At 63.0% G+C, this 12,710-nt stretch carries 15 protein-coding genes; 7 read left to right on the top strand and 8 right to left on the bottom strand.

Annotation, left to right across the window (positions count from 1 at the left end):
• Positions 1-72: 72 nt before the first annotated feature.
• Together FJV77_RS03465 and FJV77_RS03460 are read right to left on the bottom strand one after the other, a co-directional pair.
• Entirely contained in the window at positions 73-447 is a 375-nt protein-coding gene (locus FJV77_RS03465) for a glyoxalase/bleomycin resistance/extradiol dioxygenase family protein (protein WP_142865466.1), read from the bottom strand.
• A gap of 48 nt (positions 448-495) precedes the next feature.
• Positions 496-918 carry a tautomerase family protein gene (locus tag FJV77_RS03460; protein ID WP_142865465.1) on the bottom strand — a complete coding sequence of 141 codons (423 nt, stop codon included), beginning with the start codon at positions 916-918 and terminating at the stop codon, positions 496-498.
• Positions 919-1,030: 112 nt separating this feature from the next.
• On the opposite strand from FJV77_RS03460, the gene FJV77_RS03455 reads away from it, so the two are divergent.
• Together FJV77_RS03455 and FJV77_RS03450 are read left to right on the top strand one after the other, a co-directional pair.
• Positions 1,031-1,702: a TetR/AcrR family transcriptional regulator gene (locus FJV77_RS03455; RefSeq protein WP_246691123.1), complete on the top strand. Its 672-nt coding sequence runs from the start codon at positions 1,031-1,033 to the stop codon at positions 1,700-1,702.
• On the top strand, positions 1,656-2,294 hold the full coding sequence (locus FJV77_RS03450; protein ID WP_142865464.1) for an MOSC domain-containing protein: 639 nt from the start codon (positions 1,656-1,658) through the stop codon (positions 2,292-2,294). Before FJV77_RS03455 ends, FJV77_RS03450 begins: the two co-directional genes overlap by 47 nt.
• 61 nt (positions 2,295-2,355) lie before the next feature.
• Here the strand turns inward: FJV77_RS03450 and FJV77_RS03445 are convergent, their stop codons facing one another.
• A complete protein-coding gene (locus tag FJV77_RS03445) occupies positions 2,356-3,198 on the bottom strand; it encodes an SDR family oxidoreductase (protein ID WP_142865463.1) in 843 nt (280 codons plus the stop codon).
• Between the two features lie 151 nt (positions 3,199-3,349).
• Positions 3,350-4,312 (bottom strand): aminotransferase class IV, encoded by a 963-nt coding sequence (locus tag FJV77_RS03440; RefSeq protein WP_142865462.1) that lies wholly within the window; start codon positions 4,310-4,312, stop codon positions 3,350-3,352.
• Positions 4,313-4,465: 153 nt separating this feature from the next.
• Between FJV77_RS03440 and FJV77_RS03435 the strand changes: the two genes are divergently transcribed.
• Positions 4,466-4,972 carry a hypothetical protein gene (locus FJV77_RS03435; RefSeq protein WP_142865461.1) on the top strand — a complete coding sequence of 169 codons (507 nt, stop codon included), beginning with the start codon at positions 4,466-4,468 and terminating at the stop codon, positions 4,970-4,972.
• Positions 4,973-5,032: 60 nt separating this feature from the next.
• On the opposite strand, the gene FJV77_RS03430 is transcribed toward FJV77_RS03435, so the two are convergent.
• Positions 5,033-5,347, bottom strand: a complete 315-nt coding sequence (locus FJV77_RS03430; RefSeq protein ID WP_142865460.1) for a DUF2293 domain-containing protein — start codon at positions 5,345-5,347, stop codon at positions 5,033-5,035.
• Complete coding sequence (gene tsaA, locus FJV77_RS03425) at positions 5,344-5,850, bottom strand: tRNA (N6-threonylcarbamoyladenosine(37)-N6)-methyltransferase TrmO (RefSeq protein WP_185970179.1); 507 nt, start codon at positions 5,848-5,850, stop codon at positions 5,344-5,346. Before tsaA ends, FJV77_RS03430 begins: the two co-directional genes overlap by 4 nt.
• A gap of 167 nt (positions 5,851-6,017) precedes the next feature.
• Between tsaA and FJV77_RS03420 the strand changes: the two genes are divergently transcribed.
• Both FJV77_RS03420 and metF read left to right on the top strand, forming a co-directional pair.
• Positions 6,018-7,040: a metalloregulator ArsR/SmtB family transcription factor gene (locus FJV77_RS03420; RefSeq protein ID WP_142865458.1), complete on the top strand. Its 1,023-nt coding sequence runs from the start codon at positions 6,018-6,020 to the stop codon at positions 7,038-7,040.
• Entirely contained in the window at positions 7,040-7,957 is a 918-nt protein-coding gene (gene metF / locus FJV77_RS03415; RefSeq protein WP_142865456.1) for a methylenetetrahydrofolate reductase [NAD(P)H], read from the top strand. The genes FJV77_RS03420 and metF overlap by 1 nt, the downstream gene beginning before the upstream one ends.
• Before the next feature lie 513 nt (positions 7,958-8,470).
• Here the strand turns inward: metF and FJV77_RS03410 are convergent.
• Entirely contained in the window at positions 8,471-9,388 is a 918-nt protein-coding gene (locus tag FJV77_RS03410) for a DMT family transporter (RefSeq protein ID WP_142865454.1), read from the bottom strand.
• Between the two features lie 313 nt (positions 9,389-9,701).
• Between FJV77_RS03410 and FJV77_RS03405 the strand changes: the two genes are divergently transcribed.
• On the top strand, positions 9,702-10,922 hold the full coding sequence (locus tag FJV77_RS03405) for an alanine racemase (protein ID WP_142865452.1): 1,221 nt from the start codon (positions 9,702-9,704) through the stop codon (positions 10,920-10,922).
• Here the strand turns inward: FJV77_RS03405 and FJV77_RS03400 are convergent.
• On the bottom strand, positions 10,919-11,650 hold the full coding sequence (locus FJV77_RS03400; RefSeq protein WP_142865450.1) for an SDR family oxidoreductase: 732 nt from the start codon (positions 11,648-11,650) through the stop codon (positions 10,919-10,921). The genes FJV77_RS03405 and FJV77_RS03400 overlap by 4 nt on opposite strands.
• A 121-nt stretch (positions 11,651-11,771) precedes the next feature.
• Here FJV77_RS03400 and FJV77_RS03395 point away from each other — a divergent pair, with 121 nt between their 5' ends.
• The gene (locus FJV77_RS03395) at positions 11,772-12,674 is read left to right on the top strand and encodes a LysR family transcriptional regulator (protein ID WP_142865448.1); all 903 of its coding nucleotides are present in this window, start codon (positions 11,772-11,774) and stop codon (positions 12,672-12,674) included.
• The last annotated feature ends 36 nt before the right edge of the window (positions 12,675-12,710 follow it).

Genomic DNA, 12,710 nt, shown 5'->3' with positions numbered 1-12,710 from the left:
GCGCAGGACGGCGGCAATGCGGCGCAATACGGAACCGGTGCCGCTTTCAGGTAAGAAGATCGTGATCCGCGCTCATGGGCCGGAAAACATCCACTGCACGCCAAAGGCGTCGACCAGCATGCCGAAGCTGGATCCCCAATATTGCCGCGCCATCTGCACGGTGATCCGACCGCCTCCCGCCATTCGCTCGAAGAGTTCCCGCATTGCAGCGAGGTCGTCGAACTCCAGCATCAATGCGGAGCCTTTCATCGGCTCCGCATCGTCATTGTCGGAGGCATGAAACAGCACGCCCGGACCTTCGAACCGCGCATGCAGCACCTTTCCCCGCATGGCTTCGGTTCGCACCGGCATGCCATTGTCGCCCCAGCGCAGCAGGATGGTTGCCCGGCCGAGGCCGCACGCTTCGTAGAAAGCCAGCGCCGGTTCGCAATTGGTGGTGAAGAACAGCGAAGGGGAGAGCGCATCGGGTTGTTCCTGCTCGGTGCCGTTTGCCGATCACTGCGCCGCCGCAGTAGCGGCAGCTATGAGGGCCTCACCGGTAAATTGCCTGTCACCGATGCCCCAGCCGCCGTCGGGCGCATTGACGATGTTGATCCAGGTGTTTTCGGGCCTGTGACCGGGCACGCAGAGATCGGCGACAATGCTGGCGGCAGCGGCGATGAAGTCCCTGCGGGCTTCGAGCGAGCCGAGGCCGATGTTGGGCAATTTCAACTCGACCATGAGGACAGGCCGATTGGCACCGCCGGCATAGATGTGGTGCGGCGGCAGGATGTGGACAGTACCGCCGACGATCGCGGTGAAGAACGCATTCCCGGTGGCGCCGGAGGCTTCGATCAGGGCGGCGCTGAGACGCGGCAGGATCTCGCGCTCTCCGGCCGGGGTCAGTACGCCCTGCGGTGCGGTTACGGTGATGGGCATTTTTGTATCCTCTCCTGGAGATCGCATGGACTGCAGTTGCTGCTTGCCATGTTTCGTATCGATTGTTACGATACGCGGATAGGATGAGTCAACAGGTTTCGTATCGATCGATATGGATAATTTGGAAAAGTCACGTGGCGGCCGCCCGCGTGCCTTCGACCCCGACCGGGCACTGGATGCGGCGATGCATCTGTTCTGGGAGCATGGCTACGAGGCGACGTCACTCACCATGCTGCGCGAGGCGATGGGGCTGACGCCGCCGCAGATCTACAATGCCTTCACCGACAAGGAGACTTTGTTCCGCAAGGCGCTTGAGCGCTACCACCAGACAGAGATCGGCTTTGCGCTGGAGGCGTTGAGCGCACCGGTGTCGACGGGGGAGGCCATCCGGCGGTTGCTGCTCGGGGCAGCGGAGGCCTATTCCAGGCCCGGCAAGCCCGGTGGCTGCCTGTTCGTCAGCGGTGCGCTGGCGACCTCACCGCAGGCGCAAGCCATTGCCGATGAACTCAAGACATATCGCAAGGCGAGCGAAGCGGCGATCGCTGGACGGCTGGCGCAGGGCAAGGCAAAAGGTGACTTGCCGGAAGGAATTTCCGTCGAGGGCTTCGCCAAATACCTGGCCGGGACCATGAACGGCATGTCGATCCAGGCGCGGGACGGCGCTTCGGTGGAAGAGCTGCGGGCTTTGGCCGAAACCGCTCTTGCGGCCTTGCCGTTCGGGAGGCAAAACCAACGGCATGATTCAGAGACAGGACACCACGCTGGACCTTTTCCCCGAAGCTGAGAAGCCGGTCGAAATCATCCCGGCCAAGAAACTGGCCGCCAAAGTGGCGGCACTCTACGTCGCGCCATCAGATCATTTTCAGACTCGCCCGGTGGAAGCATTGCAGCTTGGCTTCGACGGCATATCAGGCGACTTTCATGCCGGCGCTACGCGACGCTCCGGCGGGCGCGAACCCTGGTATCCGCGCGGCACCGAAATGCGTAACGAGCGACAGGTATCGATTGTCGCGGCGGACGAGCTCGCCGTCGTCGCTAAGCGGATGGGACTAGCCGAGATTAAGCCGGAATGGATAGGCGCCAACCTGGTGATCGAAGGCGTGCCGCGTCTCTCGATGTTGCCGTCAGGCACGCTGCTGTTTTTCAAAGGCGGGGTGACGATCAAGGTCGATACGCAGAATGGGCCGTGTCGGCTCGCCGGGCGTTCAGTCGCCGAGAATGCTGATATGGCCGATCACGAGACGGGCGCGCTGGCCTTCCCGAAGGCGGCGAAGCGGCTGCGCGGCCTGGTTGCCTGGGTCGAGAAACCGGGCAACGTCACGGTCGGCGAAGAGATCTCGGTGCGCGTGCCGGAGCAGTGGATTTATCGACCGTAACTCTGCGATACGAGAGCCGGCTGCGCCGCCGGGACGGCGCAGCCGGATTTAACAGACGTGTTCAGGCCGCCTTGCGGTTCTTCTTCGCGCCCTGCGCCTCGATGGAAACGTGGTCCCATTTTTCCCAAAGCGCGATGCGGTTGGCGTACTCCTGCTTGATCATCGGCAGGCCGCCGTCGCCGAAGAACACTCGCAGCGGCGGCTCGGCAGCATCGACGATTTCGAGCATTGCCGGTCCGGTGGCGTCGGGATCGCCGGCCACGGCGCGGCTGCGGCGCTCGGCCATGGCGGCGCGGGCGGGTGCATAGGCCTCGATCGCTTTCGAGGTCTTGGCAGAGGCGCCGGACCAGTCGGTCGAGAAGCCGCCCGGCTCGACCAGCGTCACATGAATGCCGAACTCAGCGACTTCCAGGCTGAGCGACTGGCTGAAGGCTTCGAGCGCCCATTTCGAGGCGTGATAGAGGCCGAGCGAGGCAAAGGCGTTGACGCCGCCAATCGACGAGATCTGGATGATGTGGCCGGAACGCTGCGCCCGCATGATCGGCAGCGCCGCCTGGGTGACCCAGAGCGCGCCGAAGACGTTGGTCTCGATCTGGTCGCGGGCTTCCTGTTCGCTGACTTCCTCGATGGCGCCGAAATGGCCATAGCCGGCATTGTTGATGACGACGTCGAGCCGGCCAAAGCGCTTGTGCGCCTCGGCTATTGCCGCATCGACGGCTTTCTTGTCGGTGACGTCGAGCTTTATCGCGGCGATGTTGACGCCGTATTCTGCGACGAGATCGGCGAGCGTGCCGGCATCGCGGGCAGTTGCGGCGACACGGTCGCCACGGGCGAGCGCTGCCTCGGCCCAGACGCGGCCAAAACCTTTCGACGATCCGGTGATGAACCAAACCTTTGATGTCATGATGTGGAATCCTTGCCCATGCGGGCCGTGAATTGGGGATGGAAACGGAGGCTTCTCCGTTTCTGCCATATACGGCGCATCGCGCGATTTTCCAGAGGCGAGGAGGAATCTTTTTGCCCCGACCGTCCGGCTGAGCAAGGCGCTCGGCTGGTCAGGGGTAGCGCACCGGGCTCGACCAGGCCGGGTCGTCATGCTTTTGCCAGTAGAGCGCCATCAATCGGCTGGTGATTGCGCCTATCTTGCCGTCGGCGACAGGAGCGCCGTCGATCACCGTCACCGGCATGATGCCGCCGGCCGTGGAGGTGATGAAGACTTCGTCGGCTCCCTTCAGCGCGGCGACGCTGACATCGGCCGGGGTGGCGGCAAGGCCGGCTTCGGCGCAAAGATCGAAGACAGTGCGCCGGGTGATGCCGGGCAGCACGCCGATGGCCGGCGTCGACAGTTGGCCAGCCTTGACGCAGAACACGTTGAAGCCGGGACCTTCGGCGATATTGCCGTTGAAGTCGAGAATGAGCGCCGTCTCGGCGCCACGGTCATAGGCATCGTAGAGACCGCGCACCAGATCAAGCCAGTGGTAGTTCTTGATCGCCGGATCGATCGAGGGCGGCGGAATGCGCACCTTGTCGCTGATGGCGACATGCAGTCCGCGCCGCAACTGCTCGGCATTGGCGACCGAACCGAAAGGAACGGCGAAGGTCATGAAGCGGTTGACCGCCTGGCGCGGATCGCGGCTGAAGGTCGGCGAAGCCCCGCGCGTGCACAGCATCTCGACATAGGCGGCGCGGTGGCCCGAGAGCGCCACGCAATTGTGCAGGATCTCGCTGACGCCATCGCGATCGAACGGGATCGTCATGCGCAGCTTGTCCAGCCCGCCGAAGAAGCGGTCGAGATGCAGGTCGAGGCGGAAGAAGCTGCCGTTCCAGACATGCACGGTGTCGTAGGTGGCGTCGGAATGCAGAAAGCCCCAGTCCAGCACCGAGATTTTCGCCTGCGACATCGGCAGATACTGACCGTCGAGGAACGCGATGCCGTCGGGATAGGAATGCGGATCGATATGGCGGTCTGACAGAGTTGGTAGTGGCACAATACTACCGGCTGCGGCGCTTCGGTTCATGGCGACCGGCCCTTTCGGCTCAATGCGGCATGGTTCAAGCTAATAACCCCGGGCAGAAGGCATAGAGCCACCCGGGTGATGCTGTTTGTCCTAGGTCGGATATTGGATATGCCCTAGGGTCTGCCTTGAAAATATCCAGCCGGGAGGGGCAACATGGGCAGGCGTTTTCAGACCATCATCTTTGCAATTTTCCTCGTCATCATCACCGGCGAGGCCTTTGCGCAGTGCGCTCGCGAGGGGGAGGAGCTGTGCCAGAACGGCCAGACCTATCGCTGCGAGAAGACGGGCAGCGAACTGACGCCGATCTTCCAGAACGTGCCTTGCGTGGTCAACGCGACCGGGCTCAACGGCGTCTGGACCGGCAGCGGCCATCAAAGTCCGGCCGGGGCTGCCGGCGCCGACTGGGCGATCGCCATGACGATTGGCGATGGCGCTGGGTCGATCGATTATCCTTCGCTCGGCTGTGGAGGATCCCTGACCCAGATTTCCCGGGACGACAGTTCGGCGGAATACAGGGAGAACATCACCTACGGCCAGGACAAGTGCATCGATGGCGGCGGCATCACGGTCCGGTTCTTCAAGGGAAGCCTGTCCTGGACCTGGGTCGGGCAGGCCGACGGCCAGCCATACAACGCCGTTGCCGTGCTGAGCCGGCAATAGCCTAATGCATGTCGCTCAAAAGTGGTCCCGGTTTTGAGACAACGACATGCACAAAAAGAGTCATTCCTCTTCATCGTCGGCGTCGAGCAGGCGGGTGGCGCGCCAGCGGGTCAGCACCATGTTGGTCTGCTCGATGACGAAGAACCGCGCCGAGTCGCGGTCGTAGCCGTCGGCCAGCAGTTTCTCATAGTCGGTATGGCCGTGCCTGATATGGGCGATCGTTGCCAGCCATACGGCAATGCCCGGCGGCAGCGTCTTCATATGCACCGCCCCTGCCTCGGCGCGGATTTTCTCCATATCGGCATAGGGCGCCAGCGGCAGCAGTGCGGTCAGCGCCTTGGCGATGGCGCGGCGACGGCCGGTGGGCGCGCTCATGTCTCGTCGCGCCCGGCAATGGTCGCCTCGGCAAACGCGTCTGTCGAGGCGAAATAGGGCTTGATGTCGATCACCGGCGTGCCGTCGAGCACATCGATAGCGTCGATATCGATGCGGCCACTGCCGATGTCGACCGTGATCAGTCCGGCGACATGCAGTCCGATCGGGTTCGGCCGGGCCGGGGAGCGCAGCGAGAAAACGCCTTTCGGTTCAGCCGCATGGCGGGGTTTTTGCACAATCAGTCGCCGCGGCGCGTGATGCAACCAGGACAGTATGATGATGTGGCTGGCGCGCTCCAGCGCAAGCAGGCCCTCGCGATAGGGTGGGTCGATGAAAACCGTCGCCGCCTGTCCGGTTTCGCGGGCCGCTCGCATGTTCTTCGGGCAGCTTTCCCTAGATGTCCATGGCGAGGCGACGCGGCCGATGAACACGATGTGGCCATCGGGCGGCATGCCAGCCGGGTCTGATTGCAGGAGCTTTTCGCCGTCGCGCGTCTCGAACATGGCTTTCGCCTCTAGCACAAGTTTCCAGTCGATCGTGACGGAAAAGCGCTTCCTGGGCATGGGGATCACGCGTGCGGCATTTTCTTGTCAGGAAGCGACATAGGCCTTGCCATGTCGCCAAATCTGACATAAACATATGTTTATATCTTTTCAACGAGAATACGCCAATGCATGTCTCGCTCGATACGATGGTGGATACGTTGAAGGCGGCGGCCGAATCCAGCCGCTTGCGCATCCTGGCCCTGTTGTCGCGTGGCGACCTTACCGTGTCCGATCTCACCGAGATCCTCAGCCAGTCGCAGCCGCGCGTGTCGCGCCATCTGAAGCTGCTGATGGAAGCAGGGCTGATCGGCCGCTACCAGGAGGGCTCATGGGCGTTCTTCCGGTTGTCGGATACCGATTCTGCCCGCGACTTCGTCATGGGTCTGGTCTCCGGCATTCGCGGCGCCGACCCGCAGGTCGAGCGCGATCTCGAGCGGCTGGCTGCCGTCAAGCGCAAGCGGCAGGACCGCGCCGCCGAATACTTCTCCGAAAACGCTGCCAGCTGGGATCACATCCGCTCGCTGCATGTGCCGGACCGTGCCGTGGAAGCAGCACTCCTCAAACTGGTCGGCAAGCGGCCGTTCCAGTCGATGCTCGATCTTGGCACCGGCACCGGGCGCCTCCTTGAGATCTTCTCGCCGCTCTACCGGCGTGGCGTCGGCATCGATATGTCGCGCGAGATGCTGACGGTGGCGCGCGCCAATCTCGACAAGGCCGGCATTGCCAATGCGCAGGTCCGCCAGGGTGACATCTTTGCGCCGCCGGTCGAGCGCGATGCCTTCGACCTCGTCACCATCCATCAGGTGCTGCACTATCTCGATGACCCCGCCCGCGCCATCCGGGAGGCGGCGAGGCTGCTGCGCCCGGCGGGCCGGCTGGTGATCGTCGACTTCGCGCCGCATACGCTGGAGTTCCTGCGTGATCAGCATGCGCATGTCAGACTGGGTTTTTCCGACCGGCAGATATCAGAATGGTTTGCCGAGGCCGGGCTCGACCTCGAAGATGCCCAGGAGTTCGAGCCGCGCGGCGGCAACGAAGCCAGGCTCACCGTCAAGCTGTGGCTCGGCCGCGACCGCCGCATGCTGATCGCCGAGCCTTCAAACGACACGCTACCGGCCAAAGCATACCAAATTGGGGAAACCGCCTGATGAACCAGTTCCGCTTTTCCCGCCGCCCCGACATTGGCGACAAGGTCCGCGTGTCCTTCGAGTTCTTCCCGCCGAAGACCGATGAGATGGAGGCGCGGCTGTGGGACACCGTCACCAGGCTGGAGCCGCTGAGGCCGAAATTCGTTTCGGTGACCTATGGCGCCGGCGGCTCGACGCGCGAGCGCACGGCGCGCACCGTCAAGCGCATCCTCAACGAGACGACGCTGACGCCGGCGGCGCACATGACCTGCGTCGACGCCGCGCGCCATGAGGTCGACGCCGTGGTCCGCGAATTCGCCGAGATGGGTGTGAAGCGCTTCGTCGCCTTGCGCGGCGATCCGGCGGCGGGCGTCGGCACCGCCTACCGGCCGCATCCCGACGGCTATGCCAATGGCGCCGAACTGGTCGGGGCGCTGAAGGGCGCCGGCGATTTCGACATTTCGGTCTCGGCCTATCCGGAAAAGCATCCGGAAAGCCCTGACTTCGCCACCGATTTCGACATGCTGAAGCGCAAGGCCGACAATGGCGCGACCCGGGCGATCACCCAGTTCTTCTTCGACAACGATCTCTACGAGCGTTACGTCGAGAAGGCGCGCCGCGCCGGCATCTATATCCCGATCGTGCCCGGCATCCTGCCGGTGCACAATTTCACCCAGGTCGCCAATTTCTCGGCACGCTGCGGTGCGCTGGTGCCGGCATGGCTGGCCGAGCGCTTCGAGGGCCTGCAAAACGACTCGCAGACGCATGCTTTGGTGGCGTCGGCCGTGGCCGCAGAGCAGGTGCTCGACCTTGTCGAGCGCGGCGTCAGCGATTTCCACTTCTACACCATGAACCGGGCCGACCTGGTGTTCGCGATCTGCCACATGATCGGCATCCGCTCGCATGAGACGGAAGCGGCCGGATCAGCGGCAGCCTGAGCTTCATCGTGGTGTGAAACGGTGATCTGTAATGCAAAAGGCCGGGCGAAAAACCCGGCCTTTCGAATTTGTGGGCTATTTGCTGCTATCTTCTTCCGCTCTGGCGGTTACGGAAGAACGCCTATGATAAGGGCGCCAATGAAGGCAAATGCAGCACAGATCATCAATGCGTTGATTGGCCTCGTAAGTCCCATGTCATAGCCTCCTCTATGAAAGAGCTATGGGCGGAGTCTAGGGTCATTTGTGCCACAGGCAAGCGGAAAATATGCTGCAATGCGACGCGATTGTGGAATTTGCGACCTGCCGCTCGGCGTTAGGCATTGAAACTCTTCGGCAAATGCCCGCTGGCGGGCTGTGAATAAATTGTGACGGGTCTGTGGCGGAAGCGTGGCATGGCAGCGCTACCATCCCTAAAGCGCGTCGCGTTTGAGCGGATTCACGCGACGCGCTTTAGATCTTGTTTTTGTGCATGTCGTTCTCTCAAAACCGGGGCCACTTTTGAGCGACATGCATTTAGCGGCGACCGAACAGCCGCCCGTCGATCGTCACCAGGCCGAAGGCAATCAGCGCCATGCCGCAGAACTCAAACAGAGCGAGCCGCTCGCCGAGGAACAGTAGGCCGAGCAGGATGGCGCTGGCCGGGACGATAAGCGTCACCAGCGACGCGTTGGTGGCGCCGGCCGAGGCGACGAGATTGAAATAGAGAATGTAGGCAAAGGCGGTGGACAGCAGCGCCAGCGCCAACACCGCCGCCCAGACCGGCGGCGAGGCCGAGAACAGGCCGGCCGGGCCATAGGTGAACAGCACCACCGGGATCATGATGATGGTCGACGCCGTCAATTGTCCGGTGGCGATGACTGGCGAGGGCACGCCCTTGAAGCGGCGGGCAATCATCAGCGCGACAGCGTAGGACAGCGAGGCGCCGATCAGCGCGAACTTCGCCCAGACCGGGCCGCCGAGCCCGGCCAGCAGGCCGGGGCCGATCATGACCGCGGTGCCGGCGATGCCGAGCCCGATGCCGGCAAGCTTGTTCCACGACAGCTTTTCGTCCGATGTCAACGCATTGGCGAGGATCAGCGTCCAGAACGGCGTCGTCGCATTGAGCACAGAGGCGACGCCGGCGCCAAGCGCGGTCTGGCCGGCGAAGATCAGCGAGAACGGCACGACATTGTTGGCAAGCGCCAGGAGGAAAAACAGGCCGGCATGCGGAAAGGCGAGGCGGAAGGACGGGCCGCGAATGGCGAGATAGAGCTGCAGCGCAATGGCCGCGATGGCGACGCGAAACAGCACCAGCACCAGCGGGTGCATCTCGGCAACGGCGATGCGGGCAAAGAAGAACGAGCCGCCCCAGATCGCGCCGAGCAGCAGAAGCTGGCCCCAATCCCTGAGCGTCATCGGTCCGCGCTGCACGGATGTCGCGACTATTGCCATTTCGAATCGTCCTCCCCAGACGGCGCGAGCGCCAGTCGGTCAGGCAAAAGGCATATCGGGTCCGGCGACAAGGGCCACCCGAAACCTGATCGGATGGCAGACGTACCCATTTGGACCTAACGCCGTAGCATCAGCGCCGCGAGACACAGAATTGTTTTCATTGCAGCGCCGCGCGTCTCTAGAGACGCGCAAAGGACGCTGCAAGACTCATTCCTGGCGCATGACCCCGAAAGTCGAAATTGACTTTCGGGGTCATGCGCAAGCCGCTAGCTTGGATTAATTGTGCGCAGCCGAGAAGTTAGGGGATTCGTCCATGCAGCGATTCGGGAATGCCCGCGAGGCGGCGCTGGCGCTTCGTCCCGACGATCCGGTCTACTGCTTTCGCCCGCAGGTGCTGAAGGCGGATGCCAAACAATTCATGGGCATGTTTCCCGGGAAGACCGCCTATGCGGTCAAGACCAATGGCGAGCAGATCGTGCTGAAGGCGCTGGTCGAAGCCGGCGTCACCGCCTTTGACGTGGCTTCGCCGGGCGAGTTCGCTGCCGTGCGCGGGGTCTCACCCGATGCCGAGATGCTCTACATGCATCCGGTCAAGGCGCAGTCGGACATCAAGCTGGCGCTGGAGAAATACGCCATCCGCGTCATTTCGCTCGACCATGAGGACGAGATCACCAAGCTGACGCGGGTGGTGCGGGCGCTCGACATCGATCCGGGTGCCATCAGCGTGTTCGTGCGCATCCAGACCAAGGGCTCGGCGGCCTACGAACTGTCGAAGAAATTCGGCGCCGGGCCGGCCTATGCGGTGGAGCTTGCCGAGCGGCTCAACCGCACCGGCTACAAGGTCGGCCTGTGCTTCCATGTCGGCAGCCAGATCGAGGATCCCGACACTTATGAGCGGGCGCTGGCCTCGGCCGACTGGGTGCGCAACCGACTGACCTTCGACGTTGCCGGTCTCGATGTCGGCGGCGGTTTTCCCGCCGAATATGGCCATGACCCCAACCGAAAGCAGGTCGAGATGCCGTCGCTCGGCCAGATCATGTCGCGGCTGTCGGGCGACATCAGGGAATATCAGTTCGACCAGATGCCGCTGGTGGCCGAGCCCGGCCGGGTGATCGTGGCGCGCTGCCTGTCGCTGATCGTGCGCGTGCTGCTGCGCAAGGGCAAGCGGCTCTACATCAATGACGGCATCTGGGCGTCGCTGTCGGATTCCTGGACCGGCAAGATCACGCTGCCGGCCCGTTTCATCCCCGATCCCGCGATCCGCTCGCGCAATGGCGAGGACAAGAACATCGTGCCGTTCAAGGTCTGCGGCGCGACCTGCGATTCCGTTGACATTCTGTCCAGGCCATTCTGGCTGCCGGAAACCGTCGACACCGGCGACTGGATCGAGATCGGCCATATCGGCGCCTACTCGCTGTCGCTCAGGACCCGTTTCAACGGCTTTTATCCCGACACTTTCGTCGAGGTGACGACGCCCTTCGACGAAGGCGACGCGCCGCAGGGGTTTGCGAGTTTGGAGACGATGGCGGATTAGGCCACGCCACCGCCGGCCTGGATGTTTTCGCCGGTCAGCCAACGCGCCTCATCGCCGGCCAGGAAGACGGCGACGTCGGCAACGTCGCGTGGCGCGCCGATCCTGTTGAACGGCGACATGCCGGCAGCGACGGCGCGGTCGCGCTCGGGAAGCAGGTCCGTGTCGGTGAACCCCGGCGACAGTGCATTCACGGTAATCCCGCGCGGCCCGAGTTCGCGCGACAACACGCGCACAAACTGTTCGACGGCGCCCTTGCTGCCGAGATAGAGCGCTGTCTGCGTGAAGAACATCTTTGTTCCGCCCGTGGAGACGGCAATGATGCGGCCGCCGTCACGCACACGGAGCGCCGCTTCCTGAAGGGTGAAGAAGGTGCCCTTGGCGTTGGTGCCGAAGACGAGGTCGAAATCGGCTTCGGTTGCCTCCGTCAGCGATTTGATGACGGCGACACCGACATTGGCAACGACAATGTCGATCGCGCCCAGCTGGCTTTCCGCCTCGTGGAACAAGCGGCGGACCTCGGAAACACTTGAAATGTCGGCCTGGATGCCGACCGCCTTGCCGCCCTTGCCCACGATAGTCGCCACCACCTCGTCCGCGGCCTTCCTGTTGTTCACATAGTTGACGGCAACGGCCGCTCCATTCGCAGCCAGTCCTTCGGCGATGGCGCGACCAATGCCGCGCGAACTGCCGGTAACGATCGCGGTTTTGCCCTGAAGCGAATGAGACATGATCAATTCCTTTCGACCGTTCATTGCCGTGCGAAGCGGCTACCAAGGTCAAAAATAGGCTGAAGCAATTGATCGGATAATAGCCTATGATCTGACAGGCTTGTTAACCTAGGGATACACAATGCGCGGCTCCGAGTTCACAGAACTCAAGGCCTTCGCGGCCATCGTGGAGGCGGGCAGTTTTATCCGCGCGGCGGGCAAGCTTGGAATTTCACCGCCGGCCCTCAGCCAGACCATCCGGCAACTGGAAACACGGCTCGGCGTCCGGCTGCTCAACCGGACGACGCGTAGCGTGTCGACAACCTCGGCGGGCGAGACGCTGTTTGCACGGCTCGGCACCGCGTTCAGGGAATTGGAAAGCGCGGTCGCGGATGTTCATGCGTCGCGCGAACAGCCGGCGGGTTCGCTGCGCATCAACGTGCCGCGCGTGGCCGCGATGCGATTCATCGCGCCCGTACTGGGCGATTTCCAGCACGCCTATCCCGATATCAGCCTGACGGTCATTGTCGACGACATGCTGACCGACATCGTCGAGGGACGCTTCGATGCCGGGATACGGCTTGGCGAGCGGCTGGACAAGGACATGGTGGCGGTGAAGCTGAGCGAGGACCTGCGGATGGCCGCGGTGGCCGCTCCCGCCTATCTCACGGGGCGCAGTACGCCTCGCCATCCCAGCGATCTACATCAGCACCGCTGCATCAACTTCCAATGGCCAAGCGGCGGCAACATCTACCGGTGGGAGTTCGCGCGCGGCAAGCGGGTGCTGGAAGTCGCTGTCGAGGGCAGGCTGACCGTCAACGACACCGACCTGCTGCTCAACGCGGTGTTGGGTGGGGCCGGTATCGCCTACATGATGGACTATCAAGTCCGACCCTGGATCGAAAACGGCCAGCTTGTCCGTTTTCTTGAGGCCTGGTCGCCCAGTTTTCCGGGCTTCTACCTGTACCACCCGAGCACGCGGCACACGCCGCCCACCTTGCGGGCATTCATTGATTTTGTGCGGGAGAGGCGGAGGAGTGAATAGTCAGTACTCAGTACTCAGTACTCAGTAGAGAATTCA

This window comes from Mesorhizobium sp. WSM4306 (genome assembly GCF_007003975.1).
Taxonomy (GTDB): Bacteria; Pseudomonadota; Alphaproteobacteria; order Rhizobiales; family Rhizobiaceae; genus Mesorhizobium.
Note: the sequence above shows the minus strand (reverse complement) of the source record. Positions and strands in the feature narration are given on the sequence as shown.

Excerpts from the sequence above, each read along its gene's own strand:
- FJV77_RS03460 (WP_142865465.1), bottom strand. The coding sequence starts at position 918 with ATGCCCATCACCGTAACCGCACCGCAGGGCGTACTGACCCCGGCCGGA.
- FJV77_RS03455 (WP_246691123.1), top strand. The coding sequence starts at position 1,031 with ATGGATAATTTGGAAAAGTCACGTGGCGGCCGCCCGCGTGCCTTCGAC.
- FJV77_RS03450 (WP_142865464.1), top strand. The coding sequence starts at position 1,656 with ATGATTCAGAGACAGGACACCACGCTGGACCTTTTCCCCGAAGCTGAG.
- FJV77_RS03445 (WP_142865463.1), bottom strand. The coding sequence starts at position 3,198 with ATGACATCAAAGGTTTGGTTCATCACCGGATCGTCGAAAGGTTTTGGC.
- FJV77_RS03440 (WP_142865462.1), bottom strand. The coding sequence starts at position 4,312 with ATGAACCGAAGCGCCGCAGCCGGTAGTATTGTGCCACTACCAACTCTG.
- FJV77_RS03435 (WP_142865461.1), top strand. The coding sequence starts at position 4,466 with ATGGGCAGGCGTTTTCAGACCATCATCTTTGCAATTTTCCTCGTCATC.
- FJV77_RS03430 (WP_142865460.1), bottom strand. The coding sequence starts at position 5,347 with ATGAGCGCGCCCACCGGCCGTCGCCGCGCCATCGCCAAGGCGCTGACC.
- tsaA (WP_185970179.1), bottom strand. The coding sequence starts at position 5,850 with ATGTTCGAGACGCGCGACGGCGAAAAGCTCCTGCAATCAGACCCGGCT.
- FJV77_RS03420 (WP_142865458.1), top strand. The coding sequence starts at position 6,018 with ATGCATGTCTCGCTCGATACGATGGTGGATACGTTGAAGGCGGCGGCC.
- metF (WP_142865456.1), top strand. The coding sequence starts at position 7,040 with ATGAACCAGTTCCGCTTTTCCCGCCGCCCCGACATTGGCGACAAGGTC.
- FJV77_RS03410 (WP_142865454.1), bottom strand. The coding sequence starts at position 9,388 with ATGGCAATAGTCGCGACATCCGTGCAGCGCGGACCGATGACGCTCAGG.
- FJV77_RS03405 (WP_142865452.1), top strand. The coding sequence starts at position 9,702 with ATGCAGCGATTCGGGAATGCCCGCGAGGCGGCGCTGGCGCTTCGTCCC.
- FJV77_RS03400 (WP_142865450.1), bottom strand. The coding sequence starts at position 11,650 with ATGTCTCATTCGCTTCAGGGCAAAACCGCGATCGTTACCGGCAGTTCG.
- FJV77_RS03395 (WP_142865448.1), top strand. The coding sequence starts at position 11,772 with ATGCGCGGCTCCGAGTTCACAGAACTCAAGGCCTTCGCGGCCATCGTG.